The organism is Niameybacter massiliensis (genome assembly GCF_001282685.1).
GTDB lineage: Bacteria > Bacillota > Clostridia > Lachnospirales > Cellulosilyticaceae > Holtiella > Holtiella tumoricola.
Genome location: NZ_LN875035.1, coordinates 560,987 through 583,514, shown reverse-complemented (window position 1 = coordinate 583,514; position 22,528 = coordinate 560,987). Strand labels below are relative to the sequence as shown.

The window sequence follows — 22,528 nt, the reverse complement described above, 5'->3', positions numbered from 1 at the left end:
GACATGTTATGCAACAGTGTGACAATGTATGATAAAGTTATAATATAGGTTAGGAGACACAAATATGAAAGGCATACAAAATCCTATTAAGAACTATGAATATATTGTAGCGATAGGGACCTCAACAGGAGGGCCTAAAGCATTAACAAAAGTTCTATCAGGTTTAGATAAAACGCTATCGGCAACATATGTTGTGGTACAGCATATGCCAGCTGGATTTACAAAATCTTTAGCTGAACGCCTCAATACATTAAGTGATCTCACCGTTAAGGAAGGGGAGAGTGACGAAAGATTACAACAAGGAACAGTTTATATTGCTCCGGGAGGGAAGCAATTAAAACTTAGAAATGTAAATCAGCTAGAACTTATTTTAACAGATGAAGAAGCTTATAAAGGGCATAAACCTTCGGTTAATGTGATGCTAAATTCACTTCAAATCTTGCCTCCTCATCAGAAACTCATTGTAGTTATTATGACAGGGATGGGAAGCGATGGACTAGAAGGGGTTCAATTATTAAAAAAAGATAAAAATATGACAGTTATTGCACAAGATGAAACTACAAGTACAGTGTTTGGCATGCCAAAAGCAATTGTACAGGCAGAGCTTGCAAATTACATTGTACCGGTTGATGAAATTGCAAAGACTATAAAAACAATAATGGGGGAATAAGATTATGGACATGAGTCAATATTTACAGATTTTTATTGAAGAATCTAATGATAATTTACAAAGCTTAAATGAGCATTTATTAAATTTAGAACATACACCAGATGATGCTCAAATATTAAATGAAATTTTTAGAGTAGCACATACTTTAAAAGGTATGGCAGGTACAATGGGCTATGTAAAAATGCAAAAACTTACACATAATATAGAAAATGTATTATCAGATATCAGAAGTGGGAAAATTCATGTGAATTCAGATATGCTGGATATATTATTCCAGTGCTTAGATGCATTAGAAAACTATGTAGATGAGATTGTAAGAACAGGTCAAGAAGGCCATGAAGAGTATAGAGATTTAATGGAAGCACTTGAGCGTATTATTAATCAAAGTGCAAGTATAAAAGTAGAACAATCAGCTGTATCAACTAGTCAAGCGGAAACTTCAGTAGTTACTTCTATAGATTTAATGAACTTACCAGAAGCACCATTACATATAAAAGATGAAGCATTAAGACAAGGGCTTAATGTATATCAAATTAATATTCGTCTTTCTGCAAATTGTGTCTTAAAATCAGCACGTGCTTTTGTTATTTTTAAAGATTTAGAAACACTTGGAGAGGTAATCTATTCTAATCCGGAAGTACAGGATATTGAAGATGAAAAGTTTGAAGAAAGCTTTTCATTAGTCTTTATTACTCAAGAAGACAAAGAAATAGTTAAGAAAAAAATGCTAGATGTTATGGAAGTTGAAGAAGTTACTATAGGGGTATTTGAGCAAAGTGATAGTTCTGAAGTAGTATCTATTAGCCAAAAAGATGAAGAAGGAGCAGAAAGTGATAAGGCAGTAAAAACTGAACAAGCAGCTGTACAACAACAAAATGGGCAAGCTGCAAAAACTCAGCAAGTTGCTAATAAAAGTGTGCGTGTAAGTATTGAACGCCTTGATAACTTAATGAATTTAGTCAGTGAGCTTATTATTGTAAAAACCCAACTAGATGGTGCAAAAGGCCATGGACAAGATGAGCATGCAACCAACTATAATGATTCTATTGAATACTTAGAACGTATTACAGATAATCTTCATCAGGCAGTTATGAAAGTAAGAATGGTTCCAGTTGAATCTGTATTTAATCGTTTCCCACGTATGATTCGTGATGTATCTCGTAAACTAGGAAAAGATATTGAACTTGTAATGTCAGGGGAAGAAACTGAACTTGACCGTACAGTTATTGATGAGATTGGTGATCCACTTATTCATTTACTTAGAAATGCAGCCGACCATGGTCTTGAAACAACAGAAGAGCGTCGTAAGCTTGGAAAAGATCCAAAAGGAACAATTCGTTTGCAAGCCTATCAAGATGGCAACAGCGTTGTAATTGAAGTAAGCGATGACGGTAAAGGTATTAATATCGATAAAATACGAGAAAGTAGTATTAAAAAAGGTGTTATAACAAGAGAAGAAGCCTCAGCTTTAAGTGAACAAGAAGTATTAGAATTATTATTTAAACCAGGTTTTAGTACATCAAGTGAAATTACAGATTTGTCAGGTCGTGGTGTTGGTCTTGATGTTGTTAAAAGTAAGATTACAGGACTTGGTGGTCATGTAGAAGTAAAAACGGAGATTGGTCGTGGAAGTAAATTTATTGTTCGATTACCACTTACGCTTGCTATTATTCAAGCATTGATGGTTAAAATAGCAGATGAAAAATATGCTATTCCACTTAATAATATTCAAAATATTGAAGATGTAAGAAAAGAAGAGATTAAGTTTGTTCAAAATCAAGAAGTTATTGTTTTAAGAGAAGAAGTTATTCCTATTGTAAGGCTTCACAAATTATTGGATCTTGAACAAGAAGAACGAGATGTTATGATGATCGTTATTGTGAAAAAAGGTGAGAAACAAATAGGATTTATGATAGACTCTTTAATTGGGCAACAAGAGATTGTTATTAAACCACTTGGAAAATACTTAAGTCATATTAATATGATTGCTGGGGCAACAATTTTAGGAAATGGTGAAGTAGCACTTATTCTTGATGTAAATACTTTAGTATAGGGGGACAAAAGAATGAAAAATGAGTATACGATGAATAAACAATTTGTTGTATTTAAATTAGAACAACAATATTATGGAGTAGATATACAAATTGTTCAAATTATAGAACGTATGAAAAGCATTATGCGCGTACCTAAAGCATCAGCTTGTATAAAAGGGGTAATGAACTTACGTGGAGAAATTATTCCGGTAGTGGATATGCGTACAAAGTTTGGATTAGAAGCAAGAGCATACGATGAAGACACACGTATTATTATTGTAAAAATAGATGAAGATATGATAGGAATTATTGTAGATCAAGTAAAAGAGGTTATTGAACTTTCTAGTGAACAAATTGAAACGGTTCCCAATATGCAAGATAAAACAAATGCTAACCATGTTCAAGGTGTTGGTAAACTAAAAGAGGAAGATATGATTGTAACCTTACTCAACTTAGGAACGATTATTGAAGAGGCATTCGAAGTTTAAGAATGGGGGAAGCATAAAATGAACATTCTCAATGAAATCACACCTGAAAAAATAGACATGCTTCGCGAAGCAGGAAATATTGGGTCAGGCAATGCAGTCACATCACTCAGTACACTTCTAGGTCAATCCGTGGATATGAGTATTGCAACGGTTAATATCAAAAAAATTGAAGAGCTTAACCAGGTTCTTGGAGATGAAGAAAACTATATTGCAGCAATGTTAATAGAAGTTTATGGAGAATTAAAGGCCATGCTTTTACTTGCATTAGAAGCAGATAGTGCCTATGAACTGGTTAAGCGTATCTTACAAAAAGAAGGACTATGGAAAGAAGAATCAGATTTTAATGAATTTGATTACTCAGTATTAAGTGAGACGGGGAATATTTTAGCAGGAGCTTATTTAAATGCTCTAAGTACACTAGCTAACCTTGAACTGATACCATCGGTACCTCAAACGGTTATTGACATGGCAGGAGCTATTTTAAGCTTTACAGCTACAGAATTTACACAAGAAGAAAATGCCATGATGTTTATTGAAACAAAATTTAAAGATAGTGAAGAATTATTAAATGGAACTTATATACTGATTCTAAATCAAGCCTCTTTAGAACGTATAACAGATTCTTTAGGTAGATATTATGAATAATGATTATATAAAAGTTGGTATGGCAGATCTTAATGTAGCAAGTGCACCAGCAGTTTTAACTACATTAGGACTGGGATCTTGTGTTGGCATTGCACTTTATGATCCTGCCATCCAATTGGGGGGAATGGCTCATATTATGTTGCCAGATAGCACTCAAATTAGAAATAATGAAAATGAAGCAAAGTTTGCAGATACAGGCGTAAAAGCATTACTTAGTATAATGGAAGCTAAAGGTGCAAAACGTCACCGTCTTGTTGCAAAAATTGCTGGAGGTGCTCAAATGTTCTCTTTCCCTAATATGGATGAATCTATGCGAATAGGTGTACGTAATACAATTGCTGTTAAATCCCTGCTGGAACTGTATAAAATTCCTCTTTTAGGAGAAGAAACTGGAGAGAACTACGGGCGGACTATTGAGTTACATACAGAAACGGGAAAATTAGTTGTAAAAACCATTGGTCATGGTATAAAAGAAATTTAGCATTAACAAATTACGGGGGTTCTCAAGGTGGAAGAAAAAAATATAGAAGTATTGTGGAAAAAATATGAAAAGTCAAGAACACAAGAAATCAAACAAGCATTAATAGAACATTATGTGTATCTTGTAAAATTAGTAGCAGGGCGATTAAGTATTTACTTAAATCATTATGTGGATTTAGACGATTTATTAAGCTATGGTGTAATTGGCCTTATCGATGCTTTAGATAAATTTGATTCTGCAAAAAATGTTAAGTTTGAAACCTATGCTTCTTTACGCATAAGAGGTGCTATTTTAGATGAAATCAGAAAGTTAGATTGGGTTCCACGCAGTCTACGAAAGAAACAAAAAGATTTGAACAAGGTTTATTTTGAACTTGAGAATAAACTTGGGAGAACACCTACAGACGATGAAATTGCTAATACATTACAAATGACTAAAGAAGATTACTATGGACTTTTACAAGATACCAATATTGCAAATCTTGTATTTATAGAGGATTATGAGTTACAAGCATCTAGTGTAAAAGATGAAAAGAATGATATGCCCGATGAATATATGGAAAAGCAGGAGATCATGCTGAAACTTAAAGAGGCACTGGATGAATTACCTGAGCGTGAAAAGCGTGTAATTACATTTTATTATTTTGAAGAATTAACTTTGAAAGAAATTAGTAATATACTAGAAGTCTCTGAATCACGTGTTTCACAACTTCATACAAAAGGTGTTTCAAGATTAAAAGTGAAGTTAGCAAAATATCATTTAGCCTTACCTCTATAAAAAAGGAGTGATTTGTATGATAAGACCCATAGATACTCAAATTCTGTATCCCAATTCACCTGAACTTTCAAATAGACAACAAGTAGATAATCAAAAACCTTATTTACAACAAGAACAATTTGCACAGCTTATGCAAAAAGAACAGTTAGCTAAACAAGAAAAAGTTCATAAGATGGAAAAAGGTCAAAAAGTACAAGATTCTCTCCAAGAAAAAAAGAATAAGCAACAGAAAGAACATAGTAAAAAAGATAATAACAAACAAAAAGTACATGAAAAGATAAAGCCACAATCTTTAAATGGATACAGTGAAAGTCAAATTGATATACGTATTTAAAAGAAGGAGGCAAATCAAATGGATATAACAAGTTTACCTTATCTTGGACTTTTATGGACAGGAGTAGGCTTCTTGTGTATATTAGTAGGCTTCTTTATATTTGCTTATCATGAAAATGAAGAATCAGACTATACAAGTATAAATACAAATAGTGCAGAGGAGCTATTTGCCTATTTCTTAGAAGAAGAAGAAAAGAAAAATGATGCATTACGCCAAAGTTTAAAAACTACAGATAAGGCACAAAGTCCTTCAGTCAATCAAAAAGACAAGAATAAAAACAAAGAAAAAGAAGAAATGAAAACAATAAAATCAACTCAAGATGATACTCATATCTATAAAGAAATTGAAAAGCTTTATAATAGTGGAGTATCGGTAGATGAAATTGCCAAAAAGCTAAATAAGGGTAAAGGAGAAATACAACTTATGATTTCTCTTTATTCTATGAGGTAGAACAATGAAAAAAAAGGAAAAGTTTATTTATTGGTTTATCGGTTTAGGGTGTGGCATCATGTTATCAGGAATTATAATTACTTTTATAGGACTTAATCTGAAAACCATAGAGAATCCAAATATTAACCAACAAAAAATAGTTGATGACTTACCCAATGAATCTATAATGGAAAAGCCAATAACAGAAGATAAAGAACGACAAGAAGTATCTGAAGTTGAACAAGAGGTAAGGGAATCTGCTTATAAATGGGTAGATATCCCGAGTGAATATAGTGCAACACAAATTAGCTATTTTCTAGAGACTGAAGGTATAGTGGATGATGGTGTAGCTTTTAGAAACTATATAGCAGAACAAAAAAAGACAACAAAGTTAAGGACAGGGAATCAATATTTACCTATGAATGGAGAATATGACGAGATTCTTAATATTTTGACAGCCCAACCTAGCAATTAAAAATAAAAAATAAGATATTGTGTTCTAGCTTGGAATATGATATAATTCAATGCGAAAATAAAACACACGTATGGTGTGATACAAACGAGGTGCTTAAATAAGTGGTTTGTATTAGAACCCATGCGGAGGACTAACCAGGAGGAATTAAAATGAGCGTTATTTCAATGAAACAACTTTTAGAAGCTGGTGTACACTTCGGTCACCAAACAAGAAGATGGAATCCTAAAATGAAAGAATACATCTTCACAGAAAGAAATGGTATCTACATCATCGACCTTCAAAAAACAGCTAAAAAAATCGATGAAGCTTACGCAGTAATTCGTCAAGTTGGCGAACAAGGTGGTAAAGTATTATTCGTAGGTACTAAAAAACAAGCTCAAGATTCAGTTAAATCTGAAGCAGAACGTTGTGGTATGTACTACGTAAACCAAAGATGGTTAGGTGGTATGCTTACAAACTTCTCAACAATCAAAAGTCGTGTTGCTAGACTTAAACAATTAGAAGAAATGTCACAAGATGGTACTTTTGAAGTACTTCCTAAAAAAGAAGTAATCGAACTTCGCAAAGAAATGGATAAACTTGAAAAGAACTTAGGTGGTATCAAAGAAATGAAACAATTACCAGACCTTATGTTCGTAGTTGATCCAAGAAAAGAAAAAATTGCTATCCAAGAAGCTCACATCTTAGGAATTCCAGTAGTAGCTATCGTAGATACTAACTGTGATCCAGAAGAAGTTGATTACGTAATCCCAGGTAATGACGATGCTATCCGTGCGGTTAAATTAATCGTTGCTAAAATGGCAGATGCAATTATAGAAACAAATCAAGGTGAAATCTTTGAAGCAAATGCAGAAGACGAAGCAGAAGCAAACAGCGAACAAGTAATCGCTGAATAAGAAATCTGGAGGTAATGAATTATGGCTATTACAGCTGCAATGGTAAAAGAGTTACGTGAAAGAACTGGCGCAGGTATGATGGACTGCAAAAATGTATTAAATGAAGTTAATGGCGATATGGAAAAAGCTATTGAAGTATTACGCGAAAAAGGCTTAGCAAAAGCTGCTAAAAAAGCTGGTCGTGTTGCTGCTGAAGGTCTTGTAAAAGAAATGATTTCTGCTGATCACAAAACAGCTGCTTTAGTTGAAATCAACTCAGAAACAGACTTCGTTGCTAAAAACGAACAATTCATCACATTCGTTAACCAAGTAGCAGAAATGGTACTTAATAACGATGTAACTGATGTAGAAGCATTAAAAGCACTTCCATGGAGTGAAGATGCTTCTAAAACAGTTGGCGATGTTTTAACAGAAAAAATCGCTACAATTGGTGAAAACTTAACACTTCGTCGTATTGCACGTATGACAACAGAAGGCGTATTCGCTTCTTACACACATGGTGGTGGAAAAATCGTTTCTGTTGTAGAAGTTGCAACAGAAGGTGATAAAGCACTTGAAGTTGGACGTAACGTTGCAATGCAAGTTGCTGCTGCTAACCCAGAGTTCATCAGAACTACAGATGTTCCAGCAGAAAAACAAGAAAAAGAAAAAGAAATCCTTATGCACCAAGCACTTAATGAAAACCCAGGTAAACCTGAAAACATCATTGAGAAAATGGTAATGGGTAGATTAGCTAAACAACTTAAAGAAATTTGTTTACTTGAACAAGAATATGTTAAAGATCCAGATTTCACAGTTGGTAAATATGTTGCAGCTGAACTTGGTAACGCTGATGTAGTTAAAGCATTCGTACGTTTCGAAACTGGCGAAGGTATCGAAAAAGTAGAAGAAAACTTTGCTGAAGAAGTTGCTAAACAAATGGCTGGTAACTAATCATTCGATTAGCATATTAAGGGGGGACACGTTGTGTCCCCTTTTTTACGGGTGAAAGCCTTAGAAAATAAAGGTATTATTTTATTTTATATCTAGAAATGCAAAAGATTTTGTGGTAGAGTATTCATAGCAGGAAGGTGAAGATTATGCAAAAATATAGTCGTGTACTAGTTAAATTAAGTGGTGAAGCACTTGCTGGAGAACAACAAAGAGGCTTTGACCATAGTGTCATCACACGCGTTGCACGTGAATTAATTGAACTTGTTCGTAATGGAATCGAAGTTAGCGTTGTTATTGGCGGTGGTAACTTCTGGAGAGGGCGTACTAGTGGTGATATGGATCGTACAAAGGCAGATCAAATTGGTATGCTTGCAACTATTATGAATGCTATTTATGTAGCAGATGTATGTCGTGCAGAAGGTATTGAGGCTGTTGTTCAAACACCATTTGCTGTAGGTAATATGACTGAACTTTTTTCTAAAGAGCGTGCGCTTTTACATATGAAAGAAGGGAAGATTGTATTTTTTGCAGGTGGAACAGGTCATCCATTCTTTTCTACAGATACAGGCGCAGCTTTAAGAGGATGTGAAGTAGAAGTAGGTGCACTTCTTTTTGCTAAGAATATTGATGGGGTATATGATAGCGATCCAAAGCTAAACCCTGAAGCTAAAAAGTATGACAGCATTTCATGCCAAGAACTTTTAGCTAAAAACTTAAAAGCTATTGATGCAGCAGCAGCAACCTTATGTATTGATCAAAAGCTTCCTATTATTGTTTTTGATTTAGATATGCCTAATGGCATTTTAAAAGCAGCAGCTGGCGAAAAAATAGGTACAACCATTTATGTGGAATAACTTTTAGGAGGATATTTTATGAGTCAACAACTTAAAACTTACGAAGAAAAAATGCAAAAAACAGTCAATACCCTTTTAGACGAATTTAACACTATTAGAGTCGGAAGAGCAAATCCACATGTATTAGATCGTATCAGTGTAGATTACTATGGTACTCCAACACCAGTTGTACAAGTAGGTAACGTGAGTATTCCAGAAGCACGTATGCTTGTTATCCAACCATGGGATGGTACAATGCTTAAACTTATTGAAAAAGCTATTAATGAATCTGATCTTGGTATCAACCCTTCAAATGATGGTAAAGTTATTCGTCTTGTTTTCCCTGAACTTACAGAAGATCGTCGTAAAGAACTTACAAAAGAAACAAAGAAAAAAGGGGAAAATGCAAAAGTTGCAATCCGTAATATTCGTCGCGATGCAATAGATGCTTTCAAAAAAGCTCAAAAAGCAAATGAAATCACTGAAGATGAATTAAAATCAGTAGAAGATGGTGTGCAAAAATTAACAGATAAATTTGTATCAGAAATTGATCGCCATATTGAGAACAAAAATAAAGAAATTTTATCTGTTTAATCATTTAAAACTCCTCAATATGAGGGGTTTTTGTTTTATTAAGGAGGCGTAAGGATGGAAAAGTCGAAATTACCGAAACACGTTGCGATTATTATGGACGGAAATGGGAGATGGGCTAAAGAAAAGGGGTTATCTCGCAATGAAGGTCATAAAAAGGGTACAGAAGTTGTCAAGAAAATTACACAGCATGCAGAAGACTTAGGTATAGAATATGTTACATTGTATGCTTTTTCTACAGAAAATTGGAAAAGACCTCAAGATGAAGTAGAAGGACTTATGAATTTACTTCGACAATATTTGAAACAACATATCAAAGATGCTAAACGTAAGAATGCATGTTTCCATGTGATTGGGGATCGTTATGGACTACCAAGTGATATACAAAAACAAATTAATGAATTAGAGTCACTGACAAAAGATAAAAAAGGAATTTGCATTAATATTGCAATTAACTATGGAGGCCGTGATGAACTTATACGTGCTAGTCGTAGGATGATAGAAGCGATGCAAAGAGATGGACTTACAGCAGCTGATATTAATGAAGAATACTATGAACAATTTTTAGATACTGCAGGTATACCTGATCCAGACCTTATGATTCGTACAAGTGGAGAAATGCGAACAAGTAACTATTTACCATGGCAGCTTGCTTATAGTGAATTTTATTTTACATCATGTTTATGGCCAGACTTTACAGTTAAAGAGTTTGAACAAGCATTACTAGAATATAGTAATAGAAAAAGACGATTTGGTAAAAGCGAATAGGAGGAAATGCTGTGCTTAAACGAGTATTAACAGCTGTAATAGGAATACCTTTTGTTATTTTACTAATGGCCTTAGGAAATCCTATCTTAGGGATTGTAGGATGTATCGTAGCACTTATTGGCGTACATGAGTTTTATCAAGTTATAGAGAAAAAATACAAACCTATAACGTGGATAGGCTATATTGTACTGATTGTATTTTTTGTTGCTTATGAGTGGATAATGAGACACTTTGGTATATTTATAAGTGGCACATTAATGATATTGCTCATTGCTATGGTTGTAACGTATCCAAAACACAATATTGTAGATATTGCACTTACCTTATTTGCACCATTATATGTAGGACTTCTTATTAGCTTTATTATTATGATTCGTGGGGCAGAATATGGAGATTTTCTAGTATGGCTTGTCTTTATTAGTGCATGGGGAAGTGATACATGTGCATACTTTACAGGGATGTTATGTGGCAAGCATAAGTTGGCACCTGTATTAAGCCCTAAGAAGACCGTTGAAGGTGCTGTTGGAGGTGCTATTGGTGCTGCAGTTATTGCATGGATTTACACATGGATGTATACCCAATTTGCATATCCAATGATGGAAGAAAAAATGATTTTTATCATGGGCATTGTATTTGTAAGTGCTATACTTTCTCAATTTGGTGATCTAGCAGCATCAGCTATTAAGCGTACATTAGATGTAAAAGATTTTGGATATATTTTTCCAGGGCATGGTGGGGTATTAGATCGTTTTGATAGTATTTTGTTTGTAGCCCCATTTATAGCAATTACATTAGAATTTGTAGCAGGGCTTAAAATGATTGCTTAAAAGCAATATTAGAAGAAGAGGAGTTAACCAAGAGATGACAAAGAAAATTGCGCTTTTAGGTTCCACAGGTTCAATTGGAACGCAGACACTAGAGGTAGTAGCCAATGACCCCTCTTTAGAGGTAGTAGGCCTGACTGTACATCATAATATTGATTTACTTGAAGAGCAAATTAAAATGTTTCATCCACGTTTAGTATGTGTTATGGATGAAAAAAAAGCATTAGAGCTTCAAGAACGTGTTAGAGCACAAGGTATTAAGGTAGAAGTTCTAGCTGGAATGGAAGGACTTATTGCGGTAGCCACTATGGAGGAAGCAGACACTGTGCTGACAGCTGTAGTAGGCATGATAGGGCTATTGCCAACTATTGAAGCAATAAAGAAAGGTAAAGTCATTGCACTTGCGAATAAAGAAACACTTGTTACAGCGGGTGAGTTGGTAATGGGAGCTGCAAAGGCACATCAAGTTTCTATTTTACCCGTAGATAGTGAGCATAGTGCTATTTTTCAATGTCTAAGAGGAAATGAGCATCAATCTATTTCTAAATTGATTTTGACTGCATCTGGTGGGCCATTTAGAGACTATACAAAAGAAATGCTCCAAGATGTTACTGTAGAAGCAGCTTTGAAACATCCAAACTGGAGCATGGGTAGCAAAATTACTATTGATTCTGCAAGTTTGATGAATAAAGGCCTAGAAGTAATAGAAGCAAAACATCTTTTTGATGTTACACCAGAACAAATTGATGTGATTGTTCATCGTGAAAGTATCATTCATTCTATGGTAGAATACAAAGATGGGTCGACAATGGCACAGCTTGGACTACCTAATATGATGCATCCGATTGCTTATGCTTTATATTACCCAGAACGCAAACCTACATCTTGTGTTCATCCATTAGATTTTACAAAAGTAAGTAAGCTTACGTTTGATCCACCTAAAAAAGATTTATTCCCATGTTTGCAACTGGCATATGATGCTTTAATGGTTGGGGGAACCATGCCAGCTGTACTTAATGCAGCCAATGAAGTAGCAGTAGATGCCTTCTTAAAAAAACAGATTACCTTCTTACAAATTCCGCAAATTATTCATGAAGTCATGGCTCGTCACATATGTATAAATAGACCAAGCCTTGATGAAATCATAGGGATAGATGAATGGGCGAGAGTAATGAGTAGACAGGAGGTACAAAAACAATGAGTAAGATCATTATGATTGTGTTAATGTTTGCCCTTATTGTTTTAATCCATGAATTAGGACATTTTTTAGCGGCACGCTTTTTTAAAGTGCGTGTAAACGAGTTTGCCATCGGAATGGGGCCAAAATTATTTGGTATCCAAAAAGGAGATACACTTTATTCTATACGTGCACTTCCTCTAGGAGGATTTTGTGCTATAGAAGGTGAAGGCGGAGATTCTTACGAAGAAGATTCTATGATGAGTAAGAAGCCTTGGCAAAAATTTATTATCTTTATTGCAGGTGCAGTCATGAACTTTTTACTTGCATGGGTGATTTTTGCATCCATTATTGGTTATACAGGCACTGCAAGTAATACAGTATCTTTTGTTGAACCTAACTCTCCAGCGTATGAAGCAGGACTTAAAGAAGGGGATATGATTGTTGCTATTAACGGCAATAAAACAAAAGATTTTGTTGCCATTAAAGAGCAATTAGGCACATCAGCAGACGCTCATACTTTCCAAGTTATTGAAAGTAATAAAGCAGAAAAAACTTTAACCATTGAACCTAAACAAGTAGAAGATGGACGTTATATGTATGGGTTTAGACCAGGTAAAGCAGCAGCTTCATTTGTAGATATTGTTTGGGGCGGATTAAGAGATAGTGTAATGGTTGTGGTTCAAATATTCCAGACTTTTATTATGCTCATTACAGGTGAAGTACCCGTTCAAGAATTAGCAGGTATTGTAGGTGTTGTGCAGATTAGTTCTGATATGTGGAATGAGGGTATGAAACAAGGGATGATGACCGCTATTATGACCATTGTCAATTTAGCAGGTTTACTTTCAGCTAACTTAGCAGTCTTTAATCTATTGCCTTTACCAGCCTTAGATGGAGGACGTATTGTCTTTACAATTATTGAAATGATTAGACGTAAACCAGTAGATCCTGAAAAAGAGGGGATGGTACATACTATTGGATTTATTCTTCTAATGGTACTTATGGTTTTCGTACTCTTTAATGATTTAAGAAGGGTGTTTGGATAATGTATACAAGAGAACAAACAAGACAAATTCAAATTGGTCAAGTTAAAGTTGGTGGAGGTGCACCTATTGCCATCCAATCTATGACTAATACAAAAACACATGATATAGATGCTACAGTTGCACAAATTCTTAAACTAGAAGAAGCAGGCTGTGAAATCGTACGTGTTGCTGTTCCAGATGAAGCAGCAGCTAAAAGTATTGAGCAGGTTGTTAAACGTATTCATATTCCATTGGTTGCAGATATTCACTTTGATTATCGTTTAGCGCTTATGGCTATTGAAAACGGTATTAATAAATTACGTATTAATCCAGGGAATATAGGTGATGAAGATAAAGTACGTAAAGTTGTAGAAAGTGCAAAGGCACATCAGATTCCTATTCGTATTGGCGTAAACTCAGGATCAGTAGAAAAAGGATTGCTTGAGAAATATGGTAAAGTATGTGCAGAGGCTATGGTAGAAAGTGCAAAAAAACATATTGATATTTTAGAAGAAATGAACTTCCAGGATATTGTCGTATCTTTGAAAGCCTCTACAGTACCTTTAGCCATAGAAGCTTATACACTTTTTGCTGAAAAATACGCTTACCCACTCCATGTAGGTATTACTGAATCAGGTACGCTTTATAAAGGTACTGTTAAATCTTCAGCAGGACTTGGTGCTATACTTTCTCGTGGAATAGGTGATACGATTCGTGTATCTCTTTCAGATGATCCAGTAGAAGAAATTAGATGTGCAAAGACTGTACTTCAATCATTAGAACTTCGCCATTTTGGGGTTGAAATTATTTCTTGCCCAACTTGTGGAAGAACCAATGTAGATCTTATAGGACTTGCAACAGAAGTTGAAAGACGTACAGCACATATTAAGAAACCACTTCGTATTGCTGTAATGGGCTGTGTAGTTAATGGACCAGGTGAAGCTAAAGAAGCAGATATTGGTATAGCAGGTGGAAAAGGTGAGGGCCTAATCTTTAAAAAAGGTGAAATAATCCGTAAAGTTTCAGAGGAAAGCCTAATCGAAAACTTTATGCAAGAATTAGAAGAATTACTTTAGTATTTAGATTTTAGGACTTTAAAGAGAAGTCTAGAGTATAAATTTAGAGTATAGATTGAGAAAGAAAAGATTAAAGAGGTAGGAAGATGTGAACCATACATTGACCTACCTCTTTGGCATCTAAATGAGGATGATGAGTGAATTTCTTAAGAAGATACAGGGGTTCAGCATGTTTTCATACAAGACTTTATTTTGAATAGAGTCTTGATTTTTACATAAAAAAGGTATATACTTTTTGTAGTATATATTATTGTGACGTGAAAGAGTGGGTTAATCGCCCACTCTTTCTATATGCTTAGGTGAACTTTTCTTAACAAAATGAATAGTTCATTAAGAATAAGTCAAACTATTTGTATGAGAGGATGATTGGTATGAACAAAAAACAAATAGTCGATGAAGTAACTAAATATCTTGAGCCTATACTTGCAGAATTCAATTATGAGCTTGTAGATGTGGAGTTTGTAAAAGAAGGACCAACCTTCTATCTTCGTATCTATATTGATAAAGAAGGCGGCATAACAATTGAAGATTGTAAAGTAACTAGCCGTGCGATTGAACCAGTCTTAGATGAAAAAGATATTATTGAGCCAGCTTATATGTTAGAAGTAAGTTCTCCTGGCCTTGATCGTGTAATTAAAAAAGACAAAGATTTTGAACGCTTTAATGGTGAAGTAGTAGATGTTAAACTCTACACCCCTATTAATAAACAAAAAACTCTTCAAGGTGAACTTATAAGCAAAACAGATGAGCTTTTAACTATTTGCGATGAAGAAGGGGAAACAATTGAAATTCCAATGAAAAATGTAGTTGTAGTAAGATTGGCTATTTTATTCTAAATAGCTTATTATAGGAGGATTATAATGAATCAAGATTTTATGTTAGCAATTGATCAGATTGCTAAGTCAAAAGGAATTAATAGAGATAAATTATTTGATGCGATTCGTCAATCTATTGAAGCTGCTTGTAAAAAGCATTTTGGTAACGTAGGACCTGTTAAACCAGTAATCCGTGTGGACATTAATGAGCAAACAGGTGACGTAAAAGTTTACTCTGTTAAACGTGTAGTAGAAGATGAAGATGTACTTGTTGACATTGCAGAAATTAGTGTATCAGATGCTAAAAAAATCAACCCAATTATTGATGTAGATGACGTTGTAGATGTTGAAATTACACCAAGAAACTTTGGACGTATTGCTGCACAAAATGCAAAACAAGTTGTTATTCAAAAAATCAAAGAAGCTGAACGTGAAATGGTCTATAATGAATATAGTGTTAGACTTAATGACCTTGTTAAAGGTCAAGTATTAAGAAAAGATAAAAATGGATTTATTATCCAACTTGACCACACTGAAGCTTCATTACCATTAACAGAATCTATTCCAAATGAAACATTTGAAGATATAATGGGAGAACAAGAAGGCCTTCCACAAAAAGCATTCTACTTACTTAACGTAAAAGACTTTAATAAAAATGAGCAACGTCCAGATGGTAAACAAAAAGGTGGGGCACAAGTTATTGTATCTCGTACACATCCAGACCTTGTAAAACGTCTTTTTGAGCAAGAAGTTGTAGAGATTAAAGAAGGTACAGTTGTGATTAAGAGTATCGCAAGAGAAGCTGGTTCACGTACAAAAATTGCTGTACACTCAAATGATCCTAATGTAGATCCAGTAGGTGCATGTGTAGGTGAAAAAGGTAAACGTATTAGCTTAGTAGTAGAAGAGCTTAACGGAGAGAAAATCGACGTTGTACGTTGGAGTGAAGAACCAAAAGAGTTTATTGAAGCAGCACTTAGCCCAGCAAAAGTTTTAGAAGTTGCTTTAGAAGAAATTGAAACAGAGCGTGGAACAGAAAGAAGTGCAAAAGTTATTGTTCCAGAAAACATTTTAACTTTAGCAATCGGTAAAGGCGGTCAAAATGTTCGTCTTGCTGCTAAATTAACAGGATGGAAAATAGATATTAAAAGTCAACCAGAACCAAGTGAGGGTGAAGAATTCTAATGATGAAAGCGAAAAAAATTCCTTTACGTAAATGCACAGGTTGCGGTGAAATGAAAGATAAACGTGAAATGATACGTATTGTCAGAGACAGTGAAGGAAACTTTTCACTTGATTTTACAGGTAAAAAAGCTGGAAGAGGGGCTTATATCTGTAAAAACATCGATTGTCTCACCCAAGCTGAAAAAAATAAGGGGCTAGAACGCTCATATAAAACAAGTGTAGACAAAGAAATTTATAACCAACTTAGAAAAGAGTTTGAAGCAAATGAATAATCCTAGAATCTATCAACTTATTGGTCTTTGTCAAAAAGCAAGACATCTGATTTCAGGTGAATTTGCTGTTAAACAAGCAGTACTGAGTGAACAGGTAAAACTTGTTATAGTGACAGAAGATGCTTCAAAAAATACTTTAAAATTATTTACTGATAAATGTAGCTATCGTCAGATTCCATTTTTTGTATGGGGCGATCGCAATGAACTTGGACGTATGTTAGGTAAAGAAACCCGAGTTGTTATTGGAATAAAAGATGAAAAACTAGCGGAGAAGATAACTGAGATGATTAAAAGTGATGGATAACATGTAAAAGTTTATGGAGGTGGATTCATGTCAAAAGTGAGAGTATATGAAATCGCGAAACAACTTGATATAAGTACAAAAGAGATACTTGATAAATTAAAAGAATATGGTTTTGAAGTACATAGCCATATGAGTTCATTGCAAGAGGATGAAGTGAATCTAATCATGGAATACTATGCACAAGAAGAACCTACTAATGAAAAAAAAGTTGAATCTGAAGAAGTCATTAAGCCACCCACACCTACATTATCTGAACTTGAAAAGGCTAAAGAAACTTTGAAAAAGCAAGAAGAGCCATTACAACAATCAACACAAATAGCCGATCCGCGAACTACTAAGGAACGCACCAGGCCAGATTTAACGCATCAAGTTAAATCTACTAAAGGTAAGAATAAAAAGAAAAATAAAAATAAAAAGTTAGAAAAGGCAGGAAATATGGGACAACAAAATTTTGATAATGAAAACAAAAACTTAAACGAAGATATTAAAGTAATCGAAATCCCTGCGAATATTAGTATTCGTGATTTAGCTGACAAAATGAATATGGCAGCAATTGAACTTATTAAAAACCTTATGAAAAAAGGTAAAATGGCTACAATTAATCAAGAAATCGACTTTGAACTTGCAGCACAAGTAGCAGAAGAATTTGATATTATTGTAGAATTAGAAGAAGAAAAAGATTTACTAGAAGAAATCTTTAAAGAAGTTGAAGATAAAGAAGAAGATTTAGAAGCAAGACCTCCAGTAGTAGTAGTAATGGGACACGTTGACCATGGTAAAACATCTCTTCTTGATGCAATTCGTTCAACACACGTAACAACAAGAGAAGCAGGTGGTATTACACAACATATTGGTGCTTCAACAGTTACATTAAATGGTAAGAAAATCACTTTCCTTGATACACCAGGGCATGAGGCTTTCACAGCAATGCGTATGCGTGGTGCTCAAGTAACAGATATTGCAATCTTAGTTGTTGCTGCAGATGATGGTGTTATGCCTCAAACAATTGAAGCGATTAACCATGCACGTGCAGCAGGTGTTGAAATTATTGTTGCAATCAACAAAATGGATAAACAAGGTGCAAACCCTGACCGTGTTAAACAAGAACTTGCTGATCAAGGACTTTTAGTAGAAGACTGGGGCGGTGACACAATCTGTGTACCAGTATCAGCTGTTAAAGGAGAAGGTCTTGATAACCTTCTTGAAATGGTACTTTTAGTTGCAGAAATGAACAACTATAAAGCAAATCCTAACTGTAAAGCACGTGGTACAATTGTTGAAGCACAGCTTGATAAAGGTCGTGGACCAGTTGCAACTGTACTTGTACAACGCGGTACGCTTAAAGTAGGAGATCCTATTGTAGCTGGATGTGCATATGGTCGTATTCGTGCGATGGTAGATGACAAAGGTCGTCAAGTGAAAAAAGCAGGTCCTTCTACACCAGTAGAAATCTTAGGTTTATCTGAGGTGCCAGTAGCTGGTGATATGTTCTATGTAGCAAATAGCGATAAACAAGCACGTCAAGCAGCTGATAAAGTAAAAGCTCAAGGTAGACTTCAAATCCTTGGACAATCACAACAAAAAGTATCTTTAGATGACCTTTATAACCAAATCCAAGAAGGACAAATGAAAGAACTTAATCTTATTGTTAAAGCAGACGTACAAGGTTCTGTTGAAGCAGTAAAACAAAGTTTAGAACGTCTTTCAAATGAAGAAGTACGTATTCGTATTATCCACGGTGCTGTTGGGGCAATCACAGAATCTGACTTAATGCTTGCATCTGCATCAGGTGCGATCATCATTGGTTTCAACGTAAGACCTGATACTGCAACAAAAGCAATTGCAGACCGTGAAGAAGTTGATATTCGTCTTTACCGTGTTATCTACAATGCGATTGAAGATATTAAATCAGCGATGAAAGGTATGCTTGATCCTGAATTCGTAGAAAAAGTAACAGGACATATTGAAGTACGTCAAACATTCAAAGTATCTGGTGTAGGTACAGTTGCAGGTGGATACGTATTAGATGGTAAAGTAGGACGTCATAGTGGTGTACGTATTGTCCGTGACGGTATCGTAGTTTATGAAGGTAAGCTTGCATCATTAAAACGTTTTAAAGATGACGTTAAAGAAGTTAATACTGGATACGAATGTGGTCTTATGTTTGAACGTTTCAATGACATTAAAGAAGGCGACATTGCAGAAGCCTTCATTATGGAAGAAGTTCCAAGATAGGAAGTGGAGAATTAAATGGCTAGTCAACGTATCATTAAGATAAACGAAGAAATTCGCAAAGAACTTTCAGAAATTGTTCGTTCAGAAATTAAAGACCCTCGTGTATCAGGTGCTATGGTTTCTGTTATGGACGTAGAAACAACAAATGATTTAAAATTTGCTAAAGTCTTTATTAGTGTTTTACAAGAAGACAAAAAAGAAGAAGCAATTGCTGGACTCAATGCAGCAGGTGGCTTCTTACGCAAAGAAATTGCAAGACGCATTAATTTACGTAATACACCACAACTTATTTTCAAATTAGATGAAACAATCGCTTATGGTATGAAAATGTCTAAGATGATTGATGATGCAATAAAAGGTCATAACTAAGACTATGTTTAGTCAAGTTATTGAAACCATTAAAGCAGCAAAGCATCTAACAATAAGTGCACATACTAACCCCGATGGTGATGCCATCGGGGCTATGGTGGCTATGGGACAAATTTGTGCTTTAATGGATAAACCTTATACTATTTTATTAGAAGAACCTATTAAGAAGTTAAGTTACTTAATAGAAACTTGTAATTGGGCAACCAGCTTAGAACAATCAGTAGATACATTTATTGCACTAGATTGTGGAGATGTTGATAGGTTAGTAGGTTACAAAGCTTATTTTAAGGACGCACATACAACCATTAATATTGATCATCATATGACAAACACATTTTATGGTGCATATAATATAGTAGAAAAAGAGGCTTCTTCAACATGTGAAGTCGTTTATCAATTAGTTTGTGCATTAGGTTTAGAAATAAATGTACCTCTTGGACAAGCACTTTATACAGGGCTTGTAACAGATACTGGTGGTTTTATGCATAATTGTACAGCACCTAGTACCCATTTAGCAGCAGCTAAACTCATTGAATTAGATTTTGATGCACCAGCAATATATCGTAAACTTATTCATGAGAAGTCCCTTGCAACAGTTAAGTTACAAGGCATGGCAGTGAGTCATTTAGAATGCTTAGATGAAAAGGGTATTTATCTTGCAACATTATCACAAGATGAACTTGTAAAAAGTGGAGCTACTAAAGAAGATGTAGATGGTGTAGTAAGCTATCTTAAAAATATTGAGGGAATAGAGGTTATGGCCTTTATTTACCCAAAAGGTGAAAGCAGTTATAAGTTAAGCATGCGTGCAAATCCACCTTATGATGTAGCTAGCTTTTGTGCTCAGTTTGGTGGAGGTGGTCACATCTTAGCTGCTGGTGCCACAATTGATGGTACTTTAGAAGGAGCAGCCCACCTTGTAAAAGATAAATTAAAAGAAATGATGAATAGCTAGAAAGAGGATGTTTATGCAAAGTGGTATCATTAATATTTACAAAGAAAAGGGATTCACTTCTCATGACGTTGTAGCTAAAGCACGTGGCATTTTGCGTGAACGTAAGATTGGACATACTGGTACACTAGATCCTGATGCAGAAGGTGTACTTCCAATTTGTATTGGCAAAGCAACCAAAGTTGTTCCCTATTTAACAGATGCAGATAAATGCTACGAAGCAACTGTACGTTTAGGTGCATACACAACAACAGAAGATGCGTCAGGTGAAATTTTAGAAACCTTTCCTGTTCAAGTAACAAAGGAACAAATCCTAGAAGTTGTTAAAAGTTTTGAAGGATCATATACTCAAACTCCACCCATGTACTCAGCAATTAAAGTAAATGGAGTACGCCTTTATGAATTGGCGCGTAAAGGAATAGTTATAGATCGCCCTAGTCGTGAAGTGACTATTATACAATGTGATGTCATAGAATGGATAGATGAAACAGCTTTTAAAATTCGCGTAGATTGTTCTAAAGGTACGTATATTCGCACACTTTGTACAGATATAGGTAAAAAATTAGGGTGCGGTGCCTATATGGAGACCCTTCTAAGAACCAGGGTAGGACAGTATATGCTTGAAGATAGCATTACTCTTAAACAACTTGAGACCTATAAAGAAGAAATTACACCTTATATGCATACAATAGAAGCGTTATTTAAAAAATATCCTGAAGTAACGATTAAAGAAGACTATAATAAAATATTGTATAATGGTAATCCACTAAGCTTTAAAGCAGCTGTTGCGTTACCAAAAGAACCAGTAGACTTCATGCGTGTTTATGATAATGAGGGGAAATTTATAGGTCTTTATACGATCAATGAGGGTAAACAACAATTAACAATGGAAAGAAACTTTATGTAGTTCATTTTAAAGGTACATGATGGTACCAAAAGGAGGTGGGACTGTGCAATATAAGTGTGGGGAAACAACACTAGAACTTGGAAGTGAAAGTGTAGTTGTTTTAGGAAATTTTGATGGTGTACATAAAGGACATCAAAAACTTTTGCAAGTAGCTAAAGACTTAGCAAAAGCCAAGAATCTTTTAGCAGTTGCACTTTCCTTTTATCCACATCCTACATGGGTGCTTGGAAATCAACCAAAGCCTCTTGTTATGTCAAGACAAGATCGCAAACATAAGATTAAAGAGGAAGGAATGGATGTTTTTATTGAATATCCATTTACTAAATCTTTTGCATCAATTAGTCCAGAGGAATTTTTTAAAGAGGTACTTGTTGATAAGTTACATGCACGTGCTATTGTTATAGGAAGTAATTATTTCTTTGGTAAAGGTAAAGCTGGTAATGTAACTTGTATGCGTGGTCTTGGTGAGAAGTACGATGTGGAAATTATTGTAGTAGATACCGTTAAAATAGAAGGGGAAGTTATATCAAGTACACATATTCGAAGTCTTATTAGTGAAGGTAAGATGGAAGAAGCTGAGGACTTATTGGGACACCCCTATACAATCATTGGAACTGTTGTACATGGTAAGAAGTTAGGACGTACAATTGGATTTCCGACTTTAAACATTATTGCAGACCCAGATCGTATTCATCCACCAAATGGTGTATATGCTACAACAGTGAAGGTATATAATCATGTATATATGGGAATAACTAATGTAGGATATAATCCAACAGTAGGTGGCAATGTGAAGATGATAGAGACACATCTTATGGATTTTGAAGGAGATTTATATGGTGTGGAGATAGAAGTTTCCTTCCATTGCTTTATCCGACCTGAAAAGAAATTTGCTGGAATTGAAGAACTTTCAAATCAAATAGCTGCAGATACAAAAGTAGTGAGAAATTTTTTAGCGAAAATGAGGAAGTAGTTTACAAGCTACACCCTGTATGCTATACTATTTAAGGATTTAGACCATTACTCAGATT

27 protein-coding genes are annotated in these 22,528 nt (G+C 34.8%); all 27 read left to right on the top strand.

The genetic code is table 11. The features are described 5' to 3' along the window. Positions 1-64: 64 nt before the first annotated feature. The 27 genes from BN2390_RS08440 (at position 65) to BN2390_RS08310 (ending at position 22,470) form a co-directional block, all read left to right on the top strand. Positions 65-670 carry a CheB methylesterase domain-containing protein gene (locus BN2390_RS08440; RefSeq protein WP_053983913.1) on the top strand — a complete coding sequence of 202 codons (606 nt, stop codon included), beginning with the start codon at positions 65-67 and terminating at the stop codon, positions 668-670. Positions 671-674: 4 nt separating this feature from the next. Next, on the top strand, positions 675-2,723 hold the full coding sequence (locus tag BN2390_RS08435; RefSeq protein ID WP_053983912.1) for a chemotaxis protein CheA: 2,049 nt from the start codon (positions 675-677) through the stop codon (positions 2,721-2,723). Between the two features lie 12 nt (positions 2,724-2,735). Further along, the gene (locus BN2390_RS08430; RefSeq protein ID WP_053983911.1) at positions 2,736-3,191 is read left to right on the top strand and encodes a chemotaxis protein CheW; all 456 of its coding nucleotides are present in this window, start codon (positions 2,736-2,738) and stop codon (positions 3,189-3,191) included. 18 nt (positions 3,192-3,209) lie between these two features. Next, positions 3,210-3,836 carry a chemotaxis protein CheC gene (locus BN2390_RS08425; protein ID WP_053983910.1) on the top strand — a complete coding sequence of 209 codons (627 nt, stop codon included), beginning with the start codon at positions 3,210-3,212 and terminating at the stop codon, positions 3,834-3,836. Beyond that, a complete protein-coding gene (locus BN2390_RS08420) occupies positions 3,829-4,317 on the top strand; it encodes a chemotaxis protein CheD (protein WP_053983909.1) in 489 nt (162 codons plus the stop codon). The genes BN2390_RS08425 and BN2390_RS08420 overlap by 8 nt, the downstream gene beginning before the upstream one ends. A 27-nt stretch (positions 4,318-4,344) precedes the next feature. Next, positions 4,345-5,094 (top strand): FliA/WhiG family RNA polymerase sigma factor, encoded by a 750-nt coding sequence (locus BN2390_RS08415; RefSeq protein ID WP_053983908.1) that lies wholly within the window; start codon positions 4,345-4,347, stop codon positions 5,092-5,094. Positions 5,095-5,110: 16 nt separating this feature from the next. Then, complete coding sequence (locus tag BN2390_RS08410; protein WP_053983907.1) at positions 5,111-5,428, top strand: hypothetical protein; 318 nt, start codon at positions 5,111-5,113, stop codon at positions 5,426-5,428. Between the two features lie 18 nt (positions 5,429-5,446). Beyond that, positions 5,447-5,878: a DUF6115 domain-containing protein gene (locus BN2390_RS08405; RefSeq protein WP_053983906.1), complete on the top strand. Its 432-nt coding sequence runs from the start codon at positions 5,447-5,449 to the stop codon at positions 5,876-5,878. Between the two features lie 4 nt (positions 5,879-5,882). Then, complete coding sequence (locus BN2390_RS08400) at positions 5,883-6,332, top strand: hypothetical protein (RefSeq protein WP_053983905.1); 450 nt, start codon at positions 5,883-5,885, stop codon at positions 6,330-6,332. A 149-nt stretch (positions 6,333-6,481) separates the two neighbouring features. After that, positions 6,482-7,228, top strand: a complete 747-nt coding sequence (rpsB, locus tag BN2390_RS08395) for a 30S ribosomal protein S2 (RefSeq protein WP_053983904.1) — start codon at positions 6,482-6,484, stop codon at positions 7,226-7,228. Positions 7,229-7,249: 21 nt separating this feature from the next. Then, positions 7,250-8,161 (top strand): translation elongation factor Ts, encoded by a 912-nt coding sequence (gene tsf / locus BN2390_RS08390; RefSeq protein ID WP_053983903.1) that lies wholly within the window; start codon positions 7,250-7,252, stop codon positions 8,159-8,161. Between the two features lie 146 nt (positions 8,162-8,307). Further along, a complete protein-coding gene (pyrH, locus tag BN2390_RS08385) occupies positions 8,308-9,015 on the top strand; it encodes a UMP kinase (RefSeq protein WP_053983902.1) in 708 nt (235 codons plus the stop codon). An 18-nt stretch (positions 9,016-9,033) separates the two neighbouring features. After that, positions 9,034-9,588: a ribosome recycling factor gene (gene frr / locus BN2390_RS08380; protein WP_053983901.1), complete on the top strand. Its 555-nt coding sequence runs from the start codon at positions 9,034-9,036 to the stop codon at positions 9,586-9,588. 54 nt (positions 9,589-9,642) lie between these two features. Continuing rightward, entirely contained in the window at positions 9,643-10,353 is a 711-nt protein-coding gene (locus BN2390_RS08375; RefSeq protein ID WP_053983900.1) for an isoprenyl transferase, read from the top strand. 11 nt (positions 10,354-10,364) lie between these two features. Next, complete coding sequence (locus BN2390_RS08370) at positions 10,365-11,180, top strand: phosphatidate cytidylyltransferase (protein ID WP_053983899.1); 816 nt, start codon at positions 10,365-10,367, stop codon at positions 11,178-11,180. A gap of 34 nt (positions 11,181-11,214) precedes the next feature. Continuing rightward, the gene (locus BN2390_RS08365) at positions 11,215-12,378 is read left to right on the top strand and encodes a 1-deoxy-D-xylulose-5-phosphate reductoisomerase (protein WP_053983898.1); all 1,164 of its coding nucleotides are present in this window, start codon (positions 11,215-11,217) and stop codon (positions 12,376-12,378) included. Continuing rightward, complete coding sequence (locus tag BN2390_RS08360; protein ID WP_053983897.1) at positions 12,375-13,403, top strand: M50 family metallopeptidase; 1,029 nt, start codon at positions 12,375-12,377, stop codon at positions 13,401-13,403. Before BN2390_RS08365 ends, BN2390_RS08360 begins: the two co-directional genes overlap by 4 nt. Then, the gene (ispG, locus tag BN2390_RS08355) at positions 13,403-14,458 is read left to right on the top strand and encodes a flavodoxin-dependent (E)-4-hydroxy-3-methylbut-2-enyl-diphosphate synthase (protein ID WP_053983896.1); all 1,056 of its coding nucleotides are present in this window, start codon (positions 13,403-13,405) and stop codon (positions 14,456-14,458) included. Before BN2390_RS08360 ends, ispG begins: the two co-directional genes overlap by 1 nt. 371 nt (positions 14,459-14,829) lie before the next feature. Then, on the top strand, positions 14,830-15,294 hold the full coding sequence (locus BN2390_RS08350; RefSeq protein ID WP_053983895.1) for a ribosome maturation factor RimP: 465 nt from the start codon (positions 14,830-14,832) through the stop codon (positions 15,292-15,294). 24 nt (positions 15,295-15,318) lie between these two features. Further along, a complete protein-coding gene (gene nusA / locus BN2390_RS08345) occupies positions 15,319-16,458 on the top strand; it encodes a transcription termination factor NusA (RefSeq protein ID WP_053983894.1) in 1,140 nt (379 codons plus the stop codon). 2 nt (positions 16,459-16,460) lie between these two features. Further along, positions 16,461-16,730, top strand: a complete 270-nt coding sequence (gene rnpM, locus BN2390_RS08340; RefSeq protein ID WP_053986290.1) for an RNase P modulator RnpM — start codon at positions 16,461-16,463, stop codon at positions 16,728-16,730. Next, positions 16,723-17,034: a L7Ae/L30e/S12e/Gadd45 family ribosomal protein gene (locus BN2390_RS08335; protein WP_053983893.1), complete on the top strand. Its 312-nt coding sequence runs from the start codon at positions 16,723-16,725 to the stop codon at positions 17,032-17,034. The genes rnpM and BN2390_RS08335 overlap by 8 nt, the downstream gene beginning before the upstream one ends. A 27-nt stretch (positions 17,035-17,061) precedes the next feature. Then, complete coding sequence (infB, locus tag BN2390_RS08330; RefSeq protein ID WP_053983892.1) at positions 17,062-19,269, top strand: translation initiation factor IF-2; 2,208 nt, start codon at positions 17,062-17,064, stop codon at positions 19,267-19,269. Positions 19,270-19,284: 15 nt separating this feature from the next. Next, positions 19,285-19,638 (top strand): 30S ribosome-binding factor RbfA, encoded by a 354-nt coding sequence (gene rbfA, locus BN2390_RS08325; RefSeq protein WP_053983891.1) that lies wholly within the window; start codon positions 19,285-19,287, stop codon positions 19,636-19,638. Positions 19,639-19,642: 4 nt separating this feature from the next. Beyond that, entirely contained in the window at positions 19,643-20,593 is a 951-nt protein-coding gene (locus tag BN2390_RS08320) for a DHH family phosphoesterase (RefSeq protein ID WP_053983890.1), read from the top strand. Positions 20,594-20,606: 13 nt separating this feature from the next. Next, complete coding sequence (gene truB / locus BN2390_RS08315) at positions 20,607-21,497, top strand: tRNA pseudouridine(55) synthase TruB (RefSeq protein ID WP_053983889.1); 891 nt, start codon at positions 20,607-20,609, stop codon at positions 21,495-21,497. Between the two features lie 43 nt (positions 21,498-21,540). Next, on the top strand, positions 21,541-22,470 hold the full coding sequence (locus BN2390_RS08310; protein WP_053983888.1) for a bifunctional riboflavin kinase/FAD synthetase: 930 nt from the start codon (positions 21,541-21,543) through the stop codon (positions 22,468-22,470). The last annotated feature ends 58 nt before the right edge of the window (positions 22,471-22,528 follow it).

Excerpts from the sequence above, each read along its gene's own strand:
- rnpM (WP_053986290.1), top strand. The coding sequence starts at position 16,461 with ATGAAAGCGAAAAAAATTCCTTTACGTAAATGCACAGGTTGCGGTGAA.
- BN2390_RS08420 (WP_053983909.1), top strand. The coding sequence starts at position 3,829 with ATGAATAATGATTATATAAAAGTTGGTATGGCAGATCTTAATGTAGCA.
- truB (WP_053983889.1), top strand. The coding sequence starts at position 20,607 with ATGCAAAGTGGTATCATTAATATTTACAAAGAAAAGGGATTCACTTCT.
- BN2390_RS08425 (WP_053983910.1), top strand. The coding sequence starts at position 3,210 with ATGAACATTCTCAATGAAATCACACCTGAAAAAATAGACATGCTTCGC.
- BN2390_RS08405 (WP_053983906.1), top strand. The coding sequence starts at position 5,447 with ATGGATATAACAAGTTTACCTTATCTTGGACTTTTATGGACAGGAGTA.
- nusA (WP_053983894.1), top strand. The coding sequence starts at position 15,319 with ATGAATCAAGATTTTATGTTAGCAATTGATCAGATTGCTAAGTCAAAA.
- BN2390_RS08335 (WP_053983893.1), top strand. The coding sequence starts at position 16,723 with ATGAATAATCCTAGAATCTATCAACTTATTGGTCTTTGTCAAAAAGCA.
- BN2390_RS08350 (WP_053983895.1), top strand. The coding sequence starts at position 14,830 with ATGAACAAAAAACAAATAGTCGATGAAGTAACTAAATATCTTGAGCCT.
- frr (WP_053983901.1), top strand. The coding sequence starts at position 9,034 with ATGAGTCAACAACTTAAAACTTACGAAGAAAAAATGCAAAAAACAGTC.
- BN2390_RS08360 (WP_053983897.1), top strand. The coding sequence starts at position 12,375 with ATGAGTAAGATCATTATGATTGTGTTAATGTTTGCCCTTATTGTTTTA.
- BN2390_RS08320 (WP_053983890.1), top strand. The coding sequence starts at position 19,643 with ATGTTTAGTCAAGTTATTGAAACCATTAAAGCAGCAAAGCATCTAACA.
- BN2390_RS08435 (WP_053983912.1), top strand. The coding sequence starts at position 675 with ATGGACATGAGTCAATATTTACAGATTTTTATTGAAGAATCTAATGAT.
- BN2390_RS08410 (WP_053983907.1), top strand. The coding sequence starts at position 5,111 with ATGATAAGACCCATAGATACTCAAATTCTGTATCCCAATTCACCTGAA.
- tsf (WP_053983903.1), top strand. The coding sequence starts at position 7,250 with ATGGCTATTACAGCTGCAATGGTAAAAGAGTTACGTGAAAGAACTGGC.
- BN2390_RS08440 (WP_053983913.1), top strand. The coding sequence starts at position 65 with ATGAAAGGCATACAAAATCCTATTAAGAACTATGAATATATTGTAGCG.
- BN2390_RS08400 (WP_053983905.1), top strand. The coding sequence starts at position 5,883 with ATGAAAAAAAAGGAAAAGTTTATTTATTGGTTTATCGGTTTAGGGTGT.
- rpsB (WP_053983904.1), top strand. The coding sequence starts at position 6,482 with ATGAGCGTTATTTCAATGAAACAACTTTTAGAAGCTGGTGTACACTTC.
- BN2390_RS08375 (WP_053983900.1), top strand. The coding sequence starts at position 9,643 with ATGGAAAAGTCGAAATTACCGAAACACGTTGCGATTATTATGGACGGA.
- pyrH (WP_053983902.1), top strand. The coding sequence starts at position 8,308 with ATGCAAAAATATAGTCGTGTACTAGTTAAATTAAGTGGTGAAGCACTT.
- BN2390_RS08430 (WP_053983911.1), top strand. The coding sequence starts at position 2,736 with ATGAAAAATGAGTATACGATGAATAAACAATTTGTTGTATTTAAATTA.
- BN2390_RS08365 (WP_053983898.1), top strand. The coding sequence starts at position 11,215 with ATGACAAAGAAAATTGCGCTTTTAGGTTCCACAGGTTCAATTGGAACG.
- ispG (WP_053983896.1), top strand. The coding sequence starts at position 13,403 with ATGTATACAAGAGAACAAACAAGACAAATTCAAATTGGTCAAGTTAAA.
- infB (WP_053983892.1), top strand. The coding sequence starts at position 17,062 with ATGTCAAAAGTGAGAGTATATGAAATCGCGAAACAACTTGATATAAGT.
- rbfA (WP_053983891.1), top strand. The coding sequence starts at position 19,285 with ATGGCTAGTCAACGTATCATTAAGATAAACGAAGAAATTCGCAAAGAA.